Source organism: Sphingobium lactosutens (assembly GCF_013393185.1).
GTDB classification, from domain to species: Bacteria; Pseudomonadota; Alphaproteobacteria; order Sphingomonadales; family Sphingomonadaceae; genus Sphingobium; species Sphingobium lactosutens_A.
In genome coordinates, this window is record NZ_QJQX01000043.1 from 1 (window position 1) to 19,364 (window position 19,364).

The 19,364-nt window shown below is 64.2% G+C and carries 19 protein-coding genes; 11 read left to right on the forward strand and 8 right to left on the reverse strand.

Annotated elements, in window-relative coordinates; translation table 11 throughout:
* The 7 genes from leuC to DM806_RS10945 form a co-directional block, all read left to right on the forward strand.
* On the forward strand, positions 1–1,440 hold a 1,440-nt coding region (gene leuC / locus DM806_RS10915; protein ID WP_179043136.1), incomplete at its 5' end, for a 3-isopropylmalate dehydratase large subunit.
* 109 nt (positions 1,441–1,549) lie between these two features.
* Positions 1,550–2,170 carry a 3-isopropylmalate dehydratase small subunit gene (leuD, locus tag DM806_RS10920; protein WP_179043261.1) on the forward strand — a complete coding sequence of 207 codons (621 nt, stop codon included), beginning with the start codon at positions 1,550–1,552 and terminating at the stop codon, positions 2,168–2,170.
* Positions 2,171–2,226: 56 nt separating this feature from the next.
* Positions 2,227–2,550, forward strand: coding sequence for a DUF1476 domain-containing protein (locus tag DM806_RS10925; protein WP_179043262.1), 324 nt, complete (start codon positions 2,227–2,229; stop codon positions 2,548–2,550).
* A 13-nt stretch (positions 2,551–2,563) separates the two neighbouring features.
* Positions 2,564–2,797 carry a BolA family protein gene (locus DM806_RS10930; RefSeq protein ID WP_179043263.1) on the forward strand — a complete coding sequence of 78 codons (234 nt, stop codon included), beginning with the start codon at positions 2,564–2,566 and terminating at the stop codon, positions 2,795–2,797.
* A gap of 59 nt (positions 2,798–2,856) precedes the next feature.
* Positions 2,857–3,189 (forward strand): Grx4 family monothiol glutaredoxin, encoded by a 333-nt coding sequence (grxD, locus tag DM806_RS10935; RefSeq protein ID WP_179043264.1) that lies wholly within the window; start codon positions 2,857–2,859, stop codon positions 3,187–3,189.
* Positions 3,190–3,861: 672 nt separating this feature from the next.
* Entirely contained in the window at positions 3,862–4,230 is a 369-nt protein-coding gene (locus DM806_RS10940; protein WP_179043265.1) for a BlaI/MecI/CopY family transcriptional regulator, read from the forward strand.
* Entirely contained in the window at positions 4,227–5,798 is a 1,572-nt protein-coding gene (locus DM806_RS10945; RefSeq protein WP_179043266.1) for a M56 family metallopeptidase, read from the forward strand. The genes DM806_RS10940 and DM806_RS10945 overlap by 4 nt, the downstream gene beginning before the upstream one ends.
* A gap of 64 nt (positions 5,799–5,862) precedes the next feature.
* Here the strand turns inward: DM806_RS10945 and rsmA are convergent, their stop codons facing one another.
* The 4 genes from rsmA to DM806_RS10965 form a co-directional block, all read right to left on the reverse strand.
* Positions 5,863–6,702 (reverse strand): 16S rRNA (adenine(1518)-N(6)/adenine(1519)-N(6))-dimethyltransferase RsmA, encoded by an 840-nt coding sequence (gene rsmA / locus DM806_RS10950; protein WP_179043267.1) that lies wholly within the window; start codon positions 6,700–6,702, stop codon positions 5,863–5,865.
* Positions 6,695–7,708: a 4-hydroxythreonine-4-phosphate dehydrogenase PdxA gene (pdxA, locus tag DM806_RS10955; protein WP_179043268.1), complete on the reverse strand. Its 1,014-nt coding sequence runs from the start codon at positions 7,706–7,708 to the stop codon at positions 6,695–6,697. The genes rsmA and pdxA overlap by 8 nt, the downstream gene beginning before the upstream one ends.
* Positions 7,695–9,080: a peptidylprolyl isomerase gene (locus DM806_RS10960; RefSeq protein WP_179043269.1), complete on the reverse strand. Its 1,386-nt coding sequence runs from the start codon at positions 9,078–9,080 to the stop codon at positions 7,695–7,697. The genes pdxA and DM806_RS10960 overlap by 14 nt, the downstream gene beginning before the upstream one ends.
* Positions 9,081–9,167: 87 nt before the next feature.
* A complete protein-coding gene (locus tag DM806_RS10965; protein ID WP_179043270.1) occupies positions 9,168–11,435 on the reverse strand; it encodes an LPS-assembly protein LptD in 2,268 nt (755 codons plus the stop codon).
* A 176-nt stretch (positions 11,436–11,611) separates the two neighbouring features.
* Between DM806_RS10965 and DM806_RS10970 the strand changes: the two genes are divergently transcribed.
* The 3 genes from DM806_RS10970 to ndk all read left to right on the forward strand — a co-directional run bounded on the left by DM806_RS10970 (position 11,612) and on the right by ndk (position 14,115).
* Positions 11,612–13,057 (forward strand): leucyl aminopeptidase, encoded by a 1,446-nt coding sequence (locus DM806_RS10970; RefSeq protein WP_179043271.1) that lies wholly within the window; start codon positions 11,612–11,614, stop codon positions 13,055–13,057.
* Between the two features lie 101 nt (positions 13,058–13,158).
* Positions 13,159–13,596: a DNA polymerase III subunit chi gene (locus DM806_RS10975; RefSeq protein WP_179043272.1), complete on the forward strand. Its 438-nt coding sequence runs from the start codon at positions 13,159–13,161 to the stop codon at positions 13,594–13,596.
* 96 nt (positions 13,597–13,692) lie between these two features.
* Complete coding sequence (gene ndk, locus DM806_RS10980; protein WP_179043273.1) at positions 13,693–14,115, forward strand: nucleoside-diphosphate kinase; 423 nt, start codon at positions 13,693–13,695, stop codon at positions 14,113–14,115.
* A gap of 61 nt (positions 14,116–14,176) precedes the next feature.
* Here ndk and DM806_RS10985 read toward each other — a convergent pair whose 3' ends face one another.
* The 4 genes from DM806_RS10985 to DM806_RS11000 form a co-directional block, all read right to left on the reverse strand.
* Positions 14,177–14,830 (reverse strand): hypothetical protein, encoded by a 654-nt coding sequence (locus DM806_RS10985; RefSeq protein WP_179043274.1) that lies wholly within the window; start codon positions 14,828–14,830, stop codon positions 14,177–14,179.
* Between the two features lie 5 nt (positions 14,831–14,835).
* On the reverse strand, positions 14,836–15,510 hold the full coding sequence (locus DM806_RS10990; RefSeq protein ID WP_179043275.1) for a glutathione S-transferase family protein: 675 nt from the start codon (positions 15,508–15,510) through the stop codon (positions 14,836–14,838).
* A gap of 311 nt (positions 15,511–15,821) precedes the next feature.
* Complete coding sequence (locus tag DM806_RS10995) at positions 15,822–16,724, reverse strand: ArdC family protein (protein ID WP_179043276.1); 903 nt, start codon at positions 16,722–16,724, stop codon at positions 15,822–15,824.
* A gap of 296 nt (positions 16,725–17,020) precedes the next feature.
* Positions 17,021–18,319 carry a HEPN domain-containing protein gene (locus DM806_RS11000; RefSeq protein WP_179043277.1) on the reverse strand — a complete coding sequence of 433 codons (1,299 nt, stop codon included), beginning with the start codon at positions 18,317–18,319 and terminating at the stop codon, positions 17,021–17,023.
* Positions 18,320–18,390: 71 nt separating this feature from the next.
* On the opposite strand from DM806_RS11000, the gene DM806_RS11005 reads away from it, so the two are divergent.
* A protein-coding gene (locus DM806_RS11005; protein ID WP_179041815.1) for an IS630 family transposase occupies positions 18,391–19,348 on the forward strand; the annotation gives its coding sequence in 2 pieces (ribosomal slippage) (positions 18,391–18,713 and positions 18,712–19,348; 960 coding nt in all).
* Positions 19,349–19,364 lie beyond the last annotated feature (16 nt).

Genomic DNA, 19,364 nt, shown 5'->3' on the forward strand with positions numbered 1-19,364 from the left:
CGCACCCTCTATGAGAAGATCTGGGACGCGCACGTTGTCGAACGGCGTCCCGATGGCACCTGCCTTATCTATATCGATCGTCACCTCGTCCATGAAGTGACGAGCCCGCAGGCGTTCGAGGGGCTTCGCCTCGCCGGCCGTAAGGTGCGCCGGCCCGATCTTACGCTCGCGGTGCCCGATCATAACCTGCCCACGACCCCGCGCCGCGACGCGCAGGGCAATCGCATTCCCATCGCCGATCCCGAAAGCGCGCAGCAGCTGGCCGCGCTGGAACGCAATGCGCCCGAATTCGGGGTCCGCCTGATCGGCGACGCTGATGCGGAACAGGGCATCGTCCATGTCGTCGGCCCGGAACAGGGCTTCACGCTGCCGGGCACGACTTTGGTCTGCGGCGACAGCCACACCAGCTCTCATGGTGCGCTGGGCGCGCTGGCCTTCGGCATCGGCACGTCGGAGGTCGAGCATGTGCTCGCCACCCAGACGCTGCTGCTGAAACAGTCGAAGACGATGGCGGTCGTCGTCGATGGCGAACTTGCGCCCGGCGTCACGCCCAAGGATGTGGCGCTGGCGATCTGCGGCACGATCGGCACGGCGGGCGGCACCGGCTATGTCATGGAATATCGCGGCTCCGTCTTCCGCGACATGTCGATCGAAGGGCGCCTGACCGTCGCCAATATGTCGATCGAGGCGGGCGCGCGCTCGGGCCTGTTCGCGCCCGACGAAAAGACGTTCGCCTATCTGCGCGACCGCCCTATGGCGCCCAAGGGGGCGGATTTCGACGCAGCCGTCGCCTGGTGGAAGACGCTCGTCACTGACGAGGGCGCGGTCTTCGACAAGACCGTGGTCATCGACGCCGCCGACATCGTGCCCAACGTCACCTGGGGCACCAGCCCGGAGGATGTCGTGCCCGTGACCGGCGTGGTCCCCGATCCGCAGAGCTTCGCCGACCCGTCCAAGCAGGCCGCCGCCCAGAAGTCGCTCGACTATATGGGCCTCGTCGCCGGGCAGCGGATGGAGGATGTCGCGATCGAGCATGTCTTCATCGGCAGCTGCACCAACAGCCGGATCGAGGATCTGCGCGCCGCCGCGTCGCTGCTCAAGGGGCGCCATATCGCCTCGGGCATCAAGCATGCGATGGTCGTCCCCGGCTCCGGTCTGGTCAAGCGGCAGGCGGAGGAGGAAGGCCTCGACCGCATCTTCCTCGACGCCGGTTTCGAATGGCGCGAGCCGGGCTGCTCGGCCTGCCTCGGCATGAACCCGGACAAGGTGCCCGCGGGCGAACGCTGCGCCTCGACCAGCAACCGCAATTTCATGGGCCGTCAGGGACCGGGATCGCGCACCCATCTGGTGTCGCCCGAAATGGCGGCGGCGGCGGCCATCACCGGCCGCCTGACCGACGTTCGCGCGATGTTGAACGATAAAGAGGGGATGGTCGCATGAAGAAGATTTTCTGGCTGCTGACGCTGGGTGCGCTCGCCAGCGCGGCGATGGCCGCGACGCTGGGCCGCGCCGAAGACACGCCGGCGGCTGAGACGAAGAAGGTTCATTGATGGAAAAGCTGAACGTCGTCGACGGCCGGGCCTATCCGTTCGGCATGAAGAATGTCGACACGGACATCGTTATCCCGGCGCATTGGCTCAAGACCATCTCGCGCTCCGGCCTTGGCAAGGGCGCGTTCGAGGTGCTGCGCAAGGAACCGGGCAACGTCTTCGACGATCCCGCCTATGCCGGCAGCCCGATCCTGATCGCGGGTGACAATTTCGGCTGCGGCTCCAGCCGCGAACATGCCGCCTGGGCGCTTGGCGACCTCGGCATCAAGGTGGTGATCGCGCCCAGCTTCTCCGACATCTTTTCCGGCAACGCGTTCAAGAACGGCATCCTGACCGTGGTCCTGCCGCAGGACGCGATCGATCGGTTGATGGAGGTCGCGCAAGGAATCAATGGGACTCCCGATCCAATTCACGTCGATCTGGAATCGCAGACCGTCACGACCCGGTTCCAGGATCGCTTCAGCTTCGAGATCGATCCCTTCCGCAAGCATTGCCTGCTGGGCGGACTGGATGAGATCGGCCTGACGCTGGATCAGGGCGATGCGATCGACGGCTATGAGGCAAAGGTGGCGCAGGAACGTCCCTGGATCGCTCCCTCGCTCGTTCGCGCCGTTGCTTAAATTCGCGCTTTTGCCTATCTCTCGGTCTTATACAGCTTTCAACGGGGCCTAGACTCATGACCACCTTCGACGATCGCGAAAAGGCGTTCGAAAATATGTTCGCCCACGATCAGGAAATGCAGTTCCGCATCCAGGCGCGCCGCAACCGGCTGCTGGGCGAATGGGCCGCTGTGAAGATGGGTCTGACCCCGGAAGAAACCGACGCCTATGCCAAGGCCGTCGTGCAGGCCGATTTTGAGGAGGCAGGTGACGAGGATGTCATCCGCAAGCTGGTGGGCGACATGACCTCGGCCGGCATCGACATCGACGAAGCCGGCGTGCGCACCGCACTGGACGAGCAGGCGGTGATCGCCCGCCGCATGTTCATCGAAGCCCAGTAAGGCAGCCTGTCCCATGCCAATGGCAGCCGACGATATTGCGGCCATGATCAAGGCCGCCATTCCCGATGCGGAAGTCGAGATTACCGACCTCGCCGGCGATGGCGATCACTATGCCGCGCGCGTGGTGTCGGAAAGTTTCCGGGGCATGACTCGCGTGGCTCAGCAGCGTGCGGTCTATGCCGCACTGGGTGGTCGCATGGGCGGCGTGCTCCACGCCTTGCAACTCACCACCGCCGTTCCCAACTAACGGCTATCTAGACATTTGCGCGCCCGATGGTGCCGCCAGAAAGAATTGGACCAACAACAATGACCGACGCCGTGCAGCAGCGGATCGCCGAGATCGTTAACGGCAATGATGTCGTGCTTTTCATGAAGGGCACGCCGCTTTTCCCCCAGTGCGGTTTCTCCAGCCGTGCCATCGCGATCCTGGAACATCTGGGCGTCGCCTATGACACGGTCGACGTGCTTCAGGATCAGGCCGTGCGTCAGGGGATCAAGGCCTTTTCCGACTGGCCGACCATTCCCCAGCTTTATGTGAAGGGCGAATTTGTCGGCGGCAGCGACATCATGATGGAAATGTACGAGGCGGGCGAACTCCAGCAGTTGATGACCGACCAAGGCGTCGCTGCCGCCAACTGAGTGGCGCTGACAAAGCAATTCGAGGAGGGCGGTCCGGTTCGGGCCGCCTTTTTTCATGTCCGCGCAGGGTGGAGAGCGGACATTCTTAATCCCTCTCCCCTTGGGCGGGCGGCCAGAGTCACGTGCCTCTGGCCGAGGCTGCGCAGACTGGGCAGCGTGCTGCCTAGTCGTAGCTGGGTGAGGGGGACGCAACCTCGGGAAAATAGGCTGAACTTGCGCCAGTTCCCCTCATCCAACTCTGCCTAACCGCTACGCGGTAAGGCTTCGTATCCTTCTCCCTCCGAGGGAGAAGGAGCGGTAGAAAATGGCCGTTTCTCGCCTCGTTTCATCCGAGGTCGTTCCGGAAGAGGGCGGCCTGCATCAGATCATCGGGAAGGAAGAATCACCGGGTGGGGGGATGCCGACGGAGACCTGCCTGCATCCCCCGGTAGTTGAACGGTGGGAATGTCCTAAACTACGCAATCGCCATGCCATTATGGGACAGGACAGGTTTTCCGCCCGTCCCGAAGGTTAACGCGCAAATCGATCGCGCGCACTTTGTCAAAATTCCCGACGCATCCAGTTCCACCGCATGAAAGCGTCGCGCCATCACCAGCGGCATCCTATTGACTACATCCGTAATCGATGCGACTACAGTCGTAGTTGTTATAGTTCGAGTCGGGTGTTGGACAGGTGAGCGAGAAGATCAGCGAGGCGGAACTGGTGGTGATGGAAGCGCTGTGGGAACTGGCGCCGCAGACCGCCAATGACGTCGCCGATCGCGTTGCCGCCGATCGCGACTGGAGCCTTCAAACCGTCAAGACGCTCCTGTCGCGGCTGATGGCCAAGGATGTCATCGCCGCGGACCAGGATGGCCGCCGTTTTCTCTATCGCCCACTAGTGGCGCGCGACGATTATGTCGCGGGCGAATCCGGGCGGCTGGTGAACCGGCTGTTCGGCGGGCGCGTGTCGCCACTGGTCGCCCAGCTGGCAAGCCAGGATCAGTTGACGGCGGACGATATCGCCGAGCTTGAGGAAATCCTGAGAGGGTTGAAATCATGAGCGTCTGGATCGTCGAAACCCTGATCGCCACCACCCTGCTCATGGCGCTGGTCATGATGTTGCGGCGGCCGGTTGCGCGCTGGCTCGGGGCAGGGGCAGCCTATATGCTCTGGGCCTTGCCGTTGGCGCGCATGCTGATGCCCGCGCTGCCCGACAATGTCGCTGATCCCTCACCGCTGCATGTCGCGGTCGATCAGACGGGACTGCCTGCGATCCTCAACGATGCGCCCGCCGGCGCCATGACCGACACGACGCCGGGCCTGCCCTGGCTGGAAATCACAATCGCGGTCTGGCTGAGCGGCCTTCTGGTTTTCGTGGCGGTGCAGGCGGTCGGCTATATCCGCTTTCGCCGCCACATATTGGCGGGATCGACGGAGATCGACCGGGAAGGCCGCATCAGCATCGTCACCAGTCCGCAGGCTCCCGGACCGCTCGCCTTCGGCATTTTCCGGCCCTTCATCGTCCTGCCGGTCGATTTCGCGCTGCGCTACGATCCGCAGGAACAGGATATGGCGATCGCCCATGAGCGGGCGCATCATGAACGCGGCGACCTGACCGCCAACATGATCGCGCTGCTGCTGCTGGCGATCCACTGGTGCAATCCGGTCGCCTGGATCGCCTATCGCGCCTATCGCGCCGACCAGGAAACCGCCTGCGACGCGCGCGTCCTTTCGCTCTACGGCACCGACCAGGCCCATGCCTATGGCCGCGCCATCCTGAAAGCCGCCGGCGGCCGGCAATTTGCCGGCGCCTGCCATCTCACCCGTCTCGCCACGCTCAAAGGGAGGCTGAAAATGTTGTCGACTCATGAAACATCGCTGCGGCGCATCAGCTGGGGCATGGCGGCCGTCGCCCTCGTCACCGCCACCGGCCTCGCCCTCACCGCATCGGGCAGCCGCGCCGCGCAACAGATGGCAGCGATCACCGAGAAGGTCGAAAGCGCCGACCTCGCTCGTCTGACCGATCTGGTTGCCCAGCCGGCCCAGGCTAGCATTCCGGTCGTTGCCGCCGTTCCGGCTGTGCCAGCGGTTCCCGCTGAGCCGGCCGAACCTGCCGAACCCCAGGCGTGGCACCGTACCGATCCGCAGCCCCAGGCCGCGCCGCTGCCGCCGGTTCCTCCGGTACCCCCTGCCGCCGACATGGTCGCGCCCATCCCGCCGGTTCCGCCCGTGCCGCCGGTGACGGTGCGCAGCGAGAAGGGGCGCATCACCGTCACCCACGCCGATGGCCGCATCGAAACCCATCGCATCCCCACCGAAGCGGAAATCGCCCGCATGGTGCCGGTGGTCGACGTTCGCGAAGGATGCGATAGCAATCAGTCGAGCGCGACCAGCCACCGCGAATGGACCGGTTCCGACGGCCGCCGCCATATCCGTGTCCGCATCTGCGAGCGCGCGATCGAGGCGCAGGCCCGCCAGGCGGAACGCATGGGCAAAGTGGCGGCGCGTCAGGGGCTGGTCGCCGCCCGCGCCCAGATCGCCGCTGCCCGCATGCCGGCCGTTGATCGCGCCGACGCGCTGCGCGACATAGACGACGAAATCGCCGATCTCGATCGCGAGAAGAACTGAAACGAGAGCATCGCGCGCAAAAGTGGGTATCGGCTTCGCCCTATAAGCGATGCGGCAATAAAGATCAGCCGTTGCTCAATCGCCGGGCGACGGCGACAAATTCCTCGACGCTGACGGTTTCCGCGCGGCGCTGCGGGTCGATCCCTTCGGCCTCCAGCGCCGCCAGCGCGCCGGGCAGGCCTTTTAGGCTCTGGCGCAGCATCTTGCGCCGCTGGCCGAAGGCGGCGGCCGTCAGCCGCTCCAGATGCTTGAGCTGCACGCCCTCGGGCGAGGGTTTCGGGATCAGGTACACCACCGCCGACATGACCTTGGGCGGCGGGGTGAAGGCGCTGCGATGTACCTTCATCGCGATCTTCGCCTCGCTGCGCCACTGCGACAATATGGCGAGCCGTCCATAATGATCGGTGCCGGGCTTCGCGACGATCCGCTCGGCCACTTCCATCTGGAACATCAGCGTCAGGCTCTGCCACCAGGGGAGCGGCGACCAGTCCGTCGAAAGCCAGCCGACCAGCAGCGGCGTGCCGACATTATAGGGCAGGTTCGCGATGATGTGCGCGCCTTCGCCCACTTGCGCGCGGGCATCGACCTGCATCGCATCGCCGGAAATCACCCGCAACTGATCGGGAAAAGCCTCCTGCAACTCGGCCAGCGCAGGCAGGCAGCGCTGGTCCCGCTCAACCGCGACCAGTTGCGCGCCCGTTCGCAGGATCGCCCGCGTCAGTCCGCCTGGACCAGGGCCGACCTCGAACGCGCGCGCGTCCTTGAGCGAGCCGGGAATAGCCGCGATCCGGTCGAGCAATTGTTCGTCGAACAGGAAATTCTGCCCCAGCGCCTTGCTGGCATTGAGGCCATGCCGCGCGATGACCTCACGCAGCGGCGGCAGTGCTGCGCGGGATTCAGCCATAAGCGATACGGGCGCGGGCGGCTTCGGCCGCCATCTTGAGCGCGGCCATCATCGCGCCGGGATTGGCGCTGTCGGTGCCGGCGATACCGAAGGCGGTGCCATGATCGGGCGATGTGCGCACGATCGGCAGGCCCAGCGTGATATTGACGCCATCGTCGAAATTCAGCGTCTTGATCGGGATGAGCGCCTGATCATGATACATGCAGAGCGCCGCGTCATAGCTTTCGCGCGCGCGAGCATGGAACATGCCGTCGGCGGCCAGCGGTCCGAAAATGTCCAGCCCTTCCTCCCGCAGCGAATTGATGGCAGGACGGATGATATCGATCTCTTCGCGCCCCAATGCGCCATTTTCGCCCGCATGGGGATTGAGTCCGGCGACCGCCAGACGCGGACGGGCAATGCCGAAATTGCGCTGCAATCCCTTGGCGGTAGTCAGCGCGCGCGCACGGATCAGATCGATGGTCAACACCGAAGGCACGTCGGCCAGCGGGATATGGATGGTGATCGGCACGACCTTGAGCGACGGGCCGGCCAGCATCATTACCGCGTTATGTGGCGCAACGCCGCAGCGCTCCGCGACGAACTCCGTCTGGCCGGGATGAGTGAAGCCGACACCGTAAAGCTGTTCCTTGCCCACCGGGGCCGTGACGATCCCGGCGGCCGATCCGGTCCGCGCCAGGCCGACCGCGACCTCCAGCGACTGAAAGGCGGTGCGCGCGCCGTCGATGCTGGGCGTGCCCGGTACGATCTGGCCGGCGTCAGCGACCTGAAGGCAGGGCAGGGCGGAGCCGAATGCGTCTGCCGCTTCCTCGGGCGCGCTGATCGTCGCGATCGGGCCAAGCCATACCGCGCGCAGCGACGCTGCGTCACCGACCGCGAAGAAGGGCGGCAAGCCGCGCGCTTCCCGCATGACCCAGCTCTTGGCGACAATTTCCGGCCCGATCCCGGCGGGGTCGCCGAGGGACACCGCAAAGGGTGCGAGGGGCGCGGCGTCAGTTATATTCAATGACGGCGTCACGGCGGAGATCGCGCAGATAGATGCGCGCGCGCTTGTTCACCCGTTCCTCTTCAAGCTGCGCCATGATCTGGTCGGCATTGGGCGCATTGGCCGACGCCGGATCGTCGCGGCCGCACACCACCAGCACGCGCACGCCGTCGTTGATGGAGCCGAAGGGTGGGGTGGCCTCGCCCACCTGGAGGTTCGTCAGAATATCCTGAAGCTGCGGCGGCAGGTCGCGCACCTTCACATTGTCGTTGTCGACCACGTCGGCGCCGATCTTCGCTCCGACCTCATTGGCCTGGCCGCAACCCTTGATCTCCTTGACCGCGGCGGCGAAGCTCGCGGCCTTGGCGCTGGCCTGCTCCTTGGTGGTACCCTGCGGGAAGAGAACCGACAGCTGCTTGAGGCTGAGCAGCGCGTCGCGCGGATCGGCGGTCAGCACCTTGCGCTTGTCCATCACATAGATCAGCGACACGCCGCCGACCGTCTCGATTGGGCCGGCAATCTGGCCGACCTGCATTTCCGCCGCGGCCTGCGCGAGTTCGGTCGGCAGCTGTGCGGGGCGAATCCAGCCCAGATCACCGCCGACGGCAGCCGTCGACGCTTCGGAGAATTGCCGGGCATAGGCCTGGAAGCTGCCGCCCTGCTGGATCTGCTGGATGATGTTGCGAGCGTTCGCCATGATCTGCTCGCGATTTTCCGGGGTCGCGGACAGATAGATTTCGCCGATGCGGAACTCGTCGCTGCCCTTGGCGGCGTTGAGGCGGTCGACCACCGACTTCACTTCCTCCTCCGACACGTTGACGAAGGGCTGGATGTTGCGGCGTTGCAGGCGGCTCCAGGCAAGCTCGCCCTCGATCTGGCGCTTGATGCTGGCGGACGAGCTGCCCTTTTCGCGCAGGTAGGCGTCGAATTGGGTCGGCGACTGGCGGAAATTGGCGGCGACCCGCTCATAGCTCTGGTTGATTTCGGCCGGGTCGACCTTGATGTCGTTGGCGGCGGCTTCCTGGATCTGGAGCGTCTCGTCGATCAGGTTGCGCAGCACCTGCACGCGCAGGCGCTCCTTCTCTTCCGCTTCCACCTTGCCGCCATTGGCGGTGATGATGAGGGCGAGGCGCTGGTCGACGTCGGTACCGGTGATGATGCGGCCATTCACGATCGCCGTCGCCTTGCGGACATTGGGATCGCTCTTGCCGAAGACGGTGACGTCCTTGGGCAGGTTGAGCTGCTGCGACGCGACATCGTCTCTGTCATCGACGGTCTGCGCAGCGGTCGACTGGATGCCGATGCTGAGCAAAGCGGAGGAGAGAAACAGCGCGCGCAAACCGGAACGAACGCCGCGGATCATGCGGTTGGGCGTGGAAACGACAGGCAGCATCGTCGGCAATAATCTCCAATACGGTCCGGCGCTTTGTGCACCGATCCGCCTTAACCAGCCCTGACGGGAACGCGGGAAGCGTGATCCTTATATGCCAATATTGCGGAAAGCTAGCCGTAGCGCGAAACCATCGCCCTTTCGGGCGTCGCCATTGGTCTGATAATCGCGCCGCCAGGTGAAGCCGAGGGTAAGGCAATCATCCTCATAGGCGATGCCCAGTCGATGGCGGACCGGCTGATAACCGTCGGACAGGCTGCCCGGATCCTCCTTCGCATCGGTCAGGTCGATGACAGTCGAGCCGAAGACCGACCAGAAGCGGGCGAACTGGACGCGGCCGCCCAGACGCAGTTCCTCGCGATCCTGCAAATCCTCGAGGGCGGACATGGCGTCGCGATTCAGGCGCAGATAGCCGATCATGGCATAGGTCTTCTTGCTGCCGACCGTGGCGTCGATCTCGTTCCGGCGGACTGACAGATTGTCCTTGTCCAGCCGGAAGCGGTGGGTGAAGGCGATGAAGTCCTTGTAACGGATCGTGGTCCGTCCGACGATGTCGGACGTGCGGTCGGACAGCCCGGTGCCATCGGGCAGAATGCTGGTGCGATCGTCGAGGCGATAGCTTTGCCCGACGATGCTCTGAAGCGAGAAATTGGGCAGGTCCAGACTATATTCCAGCCCGTAAGTGACGCGCGAACTGTCCTCGAACCGGTCATAGCCGGCAAAGCGGTTGAGCGCGAAAAGGTTGCTATCCTCCAGATCGACGGCGCGGGCGTCCTCATTGGGCAGCGACAGGTTGGCGAGATGGGGTGCGGCGACGATCTGCACCCGCGGCGCGATGCGCTGTACGCCGCCAAAGGCTTCGCCGACGAAGGGCCAGCGGACATCGACGGCTGCTGCGGCGATGCCGCGCGCCTGCCAGCCCGGATCGCCGGCATAGCTGACGACATCGGTCAGCAGATTGTCGCTGCTATGATAGACGTCGCCGCGCAGATAGCCGGTGAAGGTGACTTCCTGCCCCATGCCGGTCAGCAGGCGCTTGTTCCATTCCGCCCCGGCGAACGCACGCTGCGTGTCCTGCCCATGGGTGCGGGTGATGGCCAGCGTATTGGCTTGAAGCTGGAGTACGCCTCCCAGCCAGGGGTCCTTCATCCGCAGTCGATAGTCGATGACCGGCAGGGCGATCGGCGTCTGTCCCTGCGAATCGCCCTGGCGGAGCGTCTGCACAGCCCAGCCGCGAATCGAGAGATAGCTATTCTCGCCGATCCGTTGCGCGCCGATGGTCGAGCGCAACCGGTCCTCCCGGCTGATATCGTAGCGGCGCAGGAAGGTGCGGTCGGTGGCGACGCGGATCGATCCGTCGACGCTCCATTCGGGCGATAGTTGCAGCGCGCCACTGGCGTCGAGATAGCCGCGAATGTCCTTCTGCGAATTGGCGGCGACCGTGTCGGAATCGCCGATGCCGACACGGCGGCCATGGGTGACATAGCCGGTGATCTGGTAAGCGCCGCGGTCCCACAGATGCCGATAATTGGTTTCCACCATCGGTAGCGTGTCAGTGTAGACGTGCGGCGTGATGGTGACGTCGCGATTGGGGGCCAGCTTGAAATAATAGGGCAGCGCGACTTCGAACCCGTTGTTTCGGTCATAGCGCAGGTTCGGCACCAGCAATCCGCTGCCGCCATTGTCGCCGACCGGGTGGCTGAGGCCTGGCAGTGGGATCAGCGGTAGGCCGAACAGCTCGACATTGGCATTTTTGTAAGTTACCCGCTCGCGGGTCGGGTCATAGATCACCCGGATGGCATTGATCTGCCAGGTCGGCTCCTTGGGACAGCCATCGCTGTCCTCGACCGCGCAGCCGGTATAGGTGGCACGGTGGAGCGTGTAGACGCCGTTGACGCGCTCGCCCTTGTTGGCCGCGAGCCGACCGCCGGACTGAAGCACCAGCAGCATATTGTCGACCGCGCCGTCCTTCAGCGTGTCGGTAACATCGAACCGGTCGCCATAGGCGATATTGCCTTCGGGATCGATGACGGAGACATTACCCTGCGCTTCCACCTTGCCGCTGTTGCGGTCCCACACGACCCTGTCGGCACGCAGGCGGTTGCCGTCGCGCAGCAGTTGGACATTGCCCTGCGCGGTGACGACTTCGCTGTTGCTGTCATATTGCAGGGCATCGGCTGCGAAGCCGATCTGGTCCTCATTTTGCGGGACCGGCGCATCGGGAGCGCTGACTGGCGCCTGCGGCTCGTTGAGCTGTTGCGCCAGCGCTGCCGGACTGGTGGCGAGCGTGACGCCACCTAGCAATGCGGCGCGGAAGGAAAGGGGGAACAGGGCGTTTTGCAAGCGGTAAGGCCTCATGAACGGGCGCATCAGCCATTCCGCCTATCGCACTGATTGCCCATCCGCAATCGTCCGTAGCGCATGCTGATGGGCAAAATCGGTCGAACGGCTTTGCCAGACGGGGAAAGCGCACTATCTGGGCAATCAAGAGCGCGGTGTTCGCCGCCCATGGCCGCAAGAGGAAAAGAGCCCAGATGGATATCCAGTTCAGCCCCACCCGTCCCGATGCCGACACTTTGGCCTTCGCCGTGCCCAAGGGCGGCGTCGACGGCCTGCCGCTGTCTGCGGCATCGACCCTTGCGGCAGGTGCGACGGCTTCCCGCTTCACCGGCGAAACCGGCACCAGCTTCGAAAGCTTCGTCGAGGAAGGCGGCAAGACGGTCCGCGTGCTGCTGCTGGGCGTCGGCGCGGGGAGCGAGCAGGATTATGAAAAGGCCGGCGCCGCTCTGACCGCCAAGCTGAATGTCAGCGGTGCCGTGCATGCGGCTGTCGAATTTGTCGGCGGCGCGAGCGCCGAGAAAGCGGCGCATCTGGCCTTCGGCGCACAACTACGCGGCTGGCGCATCGACACCTACCGCACCCGTCAGCCCGAAAAGGCCAAGCCGACGCTCAAGACCGTGACGCTGGTGGCGACCGGCGTGGAAGCGGCATGGGAAAAGCTGTCGGCGATCGCGGCAGGTGTCGCCTTCACCCGCGAACTCGTGTCGGAACCGGCGAACATTCTCTATCCCGAAAGCTTTGTCGAACGCTGTCGCCCGCTGGAGCAGCTGGGCATCAAGATCACCGTCCTCGACAAGGCGGCGATGGAAGAACTGGGCATGGGCTCGCTGCTCGGCGTTGCCCAAGGATCCGTCCGTGAAGCGCGGCTGATCGCGATGGAGTGGGACGGCACAAATGGTGCGACCGAAAAGCCGGTCGTCTTCGTCGGCAAGGGCGTGACCTTCGACACCGGCGGCATTTCGCTGAAGCCCGGCGCTGGCATGGAAGACATGAAGTGGGACATGGGCGGCGCAGGCGCTGTCGCCGGCGCGATGAAGGCGCTGGCGGGCCGCAAGGCGAAGGCGCGGGTCGTCGGCATCTGCGGCCTTGTGGAAAATATGCCCGACGGCAACGCCCAGCGTCCCGGCGATGTCGTTACCTCCATGTCGGGCCAGACGATCGAGGTCATCAACACTGACGCCGAAGGCCGTCTGGTGCTATGCGATGCGCTGACCTGGGCGCAGCGCACCTATCAGCCCGAAGTCGTGATCGACCTTGCGACCCTGACCGGCGCGATGATCGTCGCGCTCGGCCATGAATATGCGGGCCTGTTCGCCAATGACGATGGTCTCGCCAACGACCTGATCGCGGCGGGGCAGGCGGCGGGCGATCCGCTGTGGCGCTTCCCGTTGCTGCCCGCCTATGACAAGCTGATCGACAGCCCGATCGCCGACATGAAGAATATGGGGGCGCGCTATGCCGGTTCGATCACCGCCGCCCAGTTCCTCAAGCGATTTATCGAGGATGGCGTGAAGTGGGCGCATCTCGATATCGCCGGCATGGTCTGGGCCGACAAGCCCGGCGCCACCTGGGACAAGGGCGCAACCGGTTATGGCGTGCGCCTGATCGACCGTCTGGTCGCGGACAAGTTCGAAAACTGATCCGTCCCCTCATCCGTTCGGGCTGAGCCTGTCGAAGCCCCTTTCTTTCTCTTTGAAGAAAGGGTGACAGGTTCAGGCGAACGGAACCAGGATTTGGAATCATGCAGGTCGATTTCTACCAGCTCAGCCGCGATCCCGTGGATCAGGTGCTGCCCGCCATCGCCGGCCGCATCCTGGGCCTCGGCGCGCGGCTGCTGGTGGTCGCGCAGGAGCCGGACCGGCTGGAGCGCATCTCCACGGGTCTCTGGGCCGGACCGTCCGAAAGCTTCCTGGCCCATGGCAGGGCGGGCGAGGGCGGTGAGGCGCATCAGCCGATCCTGCTCAGCGCCACCTGCGACGCCGCCAATGGCGCGCGCCATATCGCGCTGGCGGACGGCATCTGGCGCGAGGAAGCGCTGGGCTTTGAGCGCGCCTTCTATTTCTTCGATGCCGACACGATCGACGGCGCACGCGCCAGCTGGCGCGCCCTTAGCAAAGCAGACGGCGTCGAGCCCCGCTTCTGGCGGCAGGAAGGGCGCAAATGGGTGCAGGGGCCATGACGCGCCCTGTGCGCACGGTTAATGCTCTTGCGGTGCAGCACGGCCGCGTCTAAAGGGCGCGCAACTTTATTCCAACAATCCGGAGTTATGAGGGCCATGGCCGTCACGCGCACTTTCTCGATCATCAAGCCCGACGCGACCCGTCGCAACCTGACCGGCGCGGTCGCCAAGATGCTGGAGGAAGCCGGTCTGCGTATCGTCGCTTCCAAGCGCATCCGCATGAGCCGCGAGCAGGCCGAAGGCTTCTATGCCGTTCACAAGGAACGCCCTTTCTTCGCCGACCTCGTCGCCTTCATGATCTCTGGCCCGGTCGTCGTCCAGGTTCTGGAAGGTGAAGACGCTGTGAAGCGCAACCGCGACGTCATGGGCGCCACCAATCCCGCCAATGCCGACGCCGGCACCATCCGCAAGGAACTGGCCGAATCGATCGAAGCCAATTCGGTCCATGGTTCGGACAGCGAAGAAAATGCCGCGATCGAGATCGCCTATTTCTTCAAGCCCGAAGAAATCGTCGGCTAAAAACCGTCATCCCTCGGGATGAACGAGAGGGGGCTGCCGCAAGGCGGCCCCTTTTCTTTGGTCAGCGCGAGGCGGGCAAGCCAGCCCAGCGCGCATCGAGCGCCGCCTGCGCACCATCGGCCTTGACATGCCGCACCATCGACAGGCCGCGCAGCGTCAGCTTGTGCCCCGACAGCCATTTGCCGGCAATTCCATAGCCGATGTCGTACAGCGCGACATCCTCATGCGGCTCGCCGTTCACGACGAAGCGGGTGGTGATCGCCACCGGCAGCCGCTCGTCACCGACGCTGCCGTCGGGCAGCTTCGCCTTGGCCCGCCGCCGCTTGAGGGCATCCTCGAACCAGCTTCCCTCGATTCGCGGCTCGCCCGTCGTCTCCACCGGGGCGATGCCCAGCGCCTTGGGAAAGGCGATGGTCTGGCTCTGCACCAACTGGTCGGGATCGGCCGGCTTGAGCGTCAGCCGGTCGTCGCCGTCCGTCTGCGCATTCAGAACCAGCCGCGCGGCCCGCGCGGACGCCTTGCTGCTCTCCGCCGCCTTGGCGTCCCGCTCGTCGCGCTTGTCGGACCAGTTGAGATAGAGGGTCAGGCCGGAAATCAGCGCCGCCACCACCGCCAGCAATTCGCCCAGCGTGATCCAGCGGCGACGGATCGCCGCAGCTTCCCGCGCGCGCGCCTCCTTGGCTTTTTCCGGCGTGGGTTCGGGCGTGTCGGTCATGGCGTTCAGGCCGTCTGCGGCGGCACTTCGAACCGGTCGATCACCCAGTCTTCCGCCTGCGCGCCGCCGATCCATTCCTGCATCCAGGGATGGGCGATGACCGATCGCATATAGGCCTCGGCGAACCGCGCGACCGGAAGCTGATAGGTGATGAAGCGCGTCACGACCGGCGCGAACATCAGGTCGACCGCGCCGAACGCACCGAACAGAAATTCGCCGTCGCCGCCATAACGCGCGCGGGCCTGCGCCCAAAGCTGCATGATGCGGGCAATATCCTGCGCCACCGCTTCGGAAGGCGGGACGGGCGCATAGATCTGTCGGATGTTCATGCTGTGCTCGCGGCGCAGTGCGGCAAAGCTGCTGTGCATTTCCGCCGCCATGGATCGGGCCATGGCGCGGGCGGCAGGATCGGCCGGCCAGAACATGTCGCCGCCAGTCTTCTCGTTCAGATATTCGACGATCGCCAGGCTGTCCCACACGACGATGTCGTCGCCGTCCCAGAGGATCGGCACCTTGCCGGAGGAGGGGGCGAACTCATCGCCTTCACGCCGTTTCTCCCATTCCTCGTCATAGAGGGGGACGACCACCTCCTCGAACGGAATGCCGGACAGCTTGCACGCCAGCCAGCCGCGCAGCGACCAGCTCGAATAGGCCTTGTTGCCAATGAAAAGCTTCATCATGCCGCCTGTCTTAAACGGCGCCGGGGCGGCAAGTCGATGGAAAAGGCCGCGCCGGAAATATTTTGGAGGCCGAGCCGGAATCCAATTCGCCGCAGTTCTATCTGCATTTTCAAATATTTATTGAATGTGAGAAGTGCGATAGGCCCCACAAAAAGGCCCCAGTTCGGTCCCGCTGCAATCGAGAATCACATTCAACACACTATGCTTATACCACAAGCCGCGACCAAAGGGAGCGGCCCGCGCATGGGGCTGGGTGGGTGGCTCAAACAAGGTGGCCGCCCCTACTTGGGGCGGCCCTGATCATCGCCGGGCTATGCCGCATCCTTGATCGCTTCGGGCGTGGCCAGTTGGTGCAGAAAGGCCACGGCGCGCTCGGCATGGGCTGCGGCCTGCACAATGGCGCGGGTATCGTTTTGCAGGACCTTGATCCAGCTCGCGATATAGCTCGCATGATCTGGGCGCGGCTCGATACAAAGCCCAAGGTCGGCGGCAAGGAAGGCCGCACCTAGCTCGGCAACCAACTCCTCGCGGGCATAGCCTTCGTCACCCCATTTCTCGCGGCCAAAGCTGCGATCAAGGCGGGTCTCATGGCGAGTCCAGTGCACGGTTTCATGGCCTCTGGTGGTGTGATAGCCGTGGGCATCGTGGAAAGCGGCGAAGGGCGGAAGCTGGATGCGGTCGGCTGACGGCACATAATACGCCTTATCGCCGCCGTGGTTCACGGTTGCCGGGATGCTGGCAAAGAACGCCTCGGCCGATTCGATTCGCTCCATTTCCGGCGAGGGTTCCGGCACGATACGGAATCGCTCGGGCAATCCGTCGATCTGCGCCACATTGAAAACGGTATAGGTCTTCAGGAAACGGAACGCCTTTTCCCGTTCCTCGCCGCTCGCCTCGTCATGCACGGTCCTGCTGCTGTCGCCATAATAGACCACGGTTGCGCCGCGCTCGCCCTTGCGCACCTGTGCGCCCAAGGCTTGTGCCTGCTTGTAGGTCATCCATGACGGGCTGACAAAGCCGGATGCCTGCGCCTCGATCCACAACAGCAGAACATTGATCCCACGATAGGGCTGGCCGGTGGCGCGCAGCGGTCGGGTTTGCCCCGATGCGGCCATGTCGCCTCCGCTCCAAGGTTTCAGCCATGGGCGGGTGCCTTGTTTCAGCTCGGCCAATATGCGGTCGGTGATGCGGCTGTGGGGGTCTTGCTTGGTCATGATCTTCACTCCCTTCCAATCCGCGCAGCGGGTCATGCCGCGCATGACCCCTGCCGACCCGGCGAGGGGCGGAGAGAGAGGGGGCAAGGTCTGGTGCCGGTGGGTGGTGCGGGCGCAGCGCAGCGAGCCACGGCCACCAAAGCATGGCCTTGCAGGGAGAGAGAGGCAGCGCCTCTTTCTTCCTCGAATCGGAGAAAGGTCGCGCCACTGCGGCGCTCAGTGTCGGGCGGGCCTACCCGCGCTATCCCGCGTCAAGGATGGCAACCCGCATGTGCGGAAGCCGCGACCAGGTACGGCTAGCGAGGAACCTCCAAGAGCGCGCTTCCATCCGGTTGCGCCTGATATTCGATCGTTGCAACAATCGGCGGGCTGCTCTTGTCGCAATAACGCACGGAAATGATGTCGTTCCTGATCGCGGGGCAAAGGCCGGACCCATAGAGTATGTCCGCCAGCGCGTCGAAGGTCGTCGCCTTGGCGCGATAGCCTCCGGTCCAACGCACCGCCCAAATATCCTCGTTGGCTTTGACCCGGTAGCCCGCTCGCTCGGCAATGTCCGTAACCGCGCCCAGCACAGTGTCCGCGCGCACATTGAAGTCCAACACGGCGGACGGGTCGGCGGGTTTTGAACGGGCTGCCTGCGCGGGATGGACGGACCTCACCGGCCATAGGGCCTCCGCGCCAGCCATAAAGAAACACAGGCCGATCATAACCAGGGGAATACGATCGACCCATCCCGTGAACCTGCCCGAACACCATAAGCGGTGAAAAGGAATCAGCCGATTCCATCGGACCCGCGACGGACGCGCGTGGTGCACAATCCGCCATGTCCGTTGCAGCATATCGGCGCGGTGGATGGGCTGGGGAAGCGTAGTAATCATGATTCGTTCTTTGGGTGGTGGGAGCGTTGGCGCTGGCGGCCCTGCGACAAGCGAGGCTTGATGATCGGCGCAGACGCACGCCGCCCGTTCCGCCAATATCTCGACTCGGGCGAACGCCCATGCCAGTTCCTGCGGCGAGATGCGGTAGGATCGCCCATAGCGCGCCTCGACATAGGCTCGACGGATGCAGCCGAAGGCGCGGCGCTCGAACCGGCTGTCTCGCGGCCACGCCGAACATAGGCGCGCGTCGAGCGATTCGGCGGCTTCGCGCAATTCGTCCAGCGCGTGGGTGCGCGGGCCATGGAGCATGATCGACCACAGCACGCATTGATAAAAATGTTCGCACGCCTGATGCAGCAGCAGCGCCGCCAAAGACGCATTGCCCTGATCCCGGTAGAAGGTCGCGCCCGCCAGAAAATCGCATCCGTTCCTGTGCCAGCGCCGATATTCCGCGACGCCGCGTATGGCCCGGTCGCGCACGGGGAGGTGACGCGGCGCTAGCAAGCGCAAGCCAACCATCTGATAGAGGGCTATTCCCTGCTCCGCGATGGTGATGAAATGCGGAACGCCCTCGACAAGGGCGCCGTTGAACCGTTCCAGGCTTTCTACGGTCAGACGCACCGGGCGGGTGATCTCGCCAAACTCCCATGCGCGGCGCAACCGGTCGCGCACCAGCCGCCAGTCGCCTTCACTGCGGACGAGGCGAGGATAGAGCATCGTGCCTGAAATAGGAATCTGGGGATTTTCAGAGGAGCGAGAATATGATTCACCGTTGATGGAGGTGGATCATGGGGAAAGCCTATTCAGCCGATCTTCGGGACCGGATTGCCGATCACATTGCAGCCGGGCAATCGCGTCGGTCAGCATCGCGTCATTTTGGGGTGAGCCCCAGTTGCGCTGTGAAGCTGGCGCAGCGGGTGGGGAGGACGGGATCATCGGCACCTGCCCGGCAAGGGCGTCCACCCGGTGATGGCAAGCTGGCACCGCATATGGCGGCCTTGATGACATGGGTCGATGCCGAGCCGGACATCACCATGCCCGAACTGTCGGCCAGACTTGTCGCGGCAACCGGCGTTCGGGCCCATCCTGCCTCATTGTCGCGTGCGCTGCTCAAGGCCGGCTACAGCTTCAAAAAAAACGCTGCTGGCCTCGGAGTGCGGACGCGATGATGTTGCCCAGGCGCGCAGGAACTGGCGCGTTTATCGGCAGTCCAGCTTGCGCAAGGCGCCGCATCGGCTGGTCTTCATCGACGAAACGGCAACCACGACGAAGATGACACGGCTGCGAGGACGGGCCCGCCGTGACCAGCGCCTCAAGGCGCGAGCGCCCTTTGGCCACTGGAAAACCCAGACCTTCATCGCGGCGCTGCGCTGTGATGGACTGACCGCGCCATGGGTCATCGACTGCCCCATGAACCGCACAACCTTCGAAACCTATGTCGAAACCCAACTCGCCCCGACCCTCAAGCCGGGCGATGTCGTCATCCTCGACAATCTCTCCAGCCACAAAAGTGAAAAAGCCAAGGCCATATTGAAGGCCCGGGGCGCATGGTTCCTCTTCACTCCACCATACAGCCCCGACCTCAACCCGATCGAAATGGCTTTCTCCAAACTCAAAGCCCATCTGCGCCGCACCGGCGCAAGGACCATCCATGCCCTATGGCAGGCCATCGGCAATATCTGCGACCTCTACACGCCTGACGAATGCTGGAACTTCCTCAAAGCCGCTGGATATGCGTCCGATTAAAGGCTCGATGCTCTAG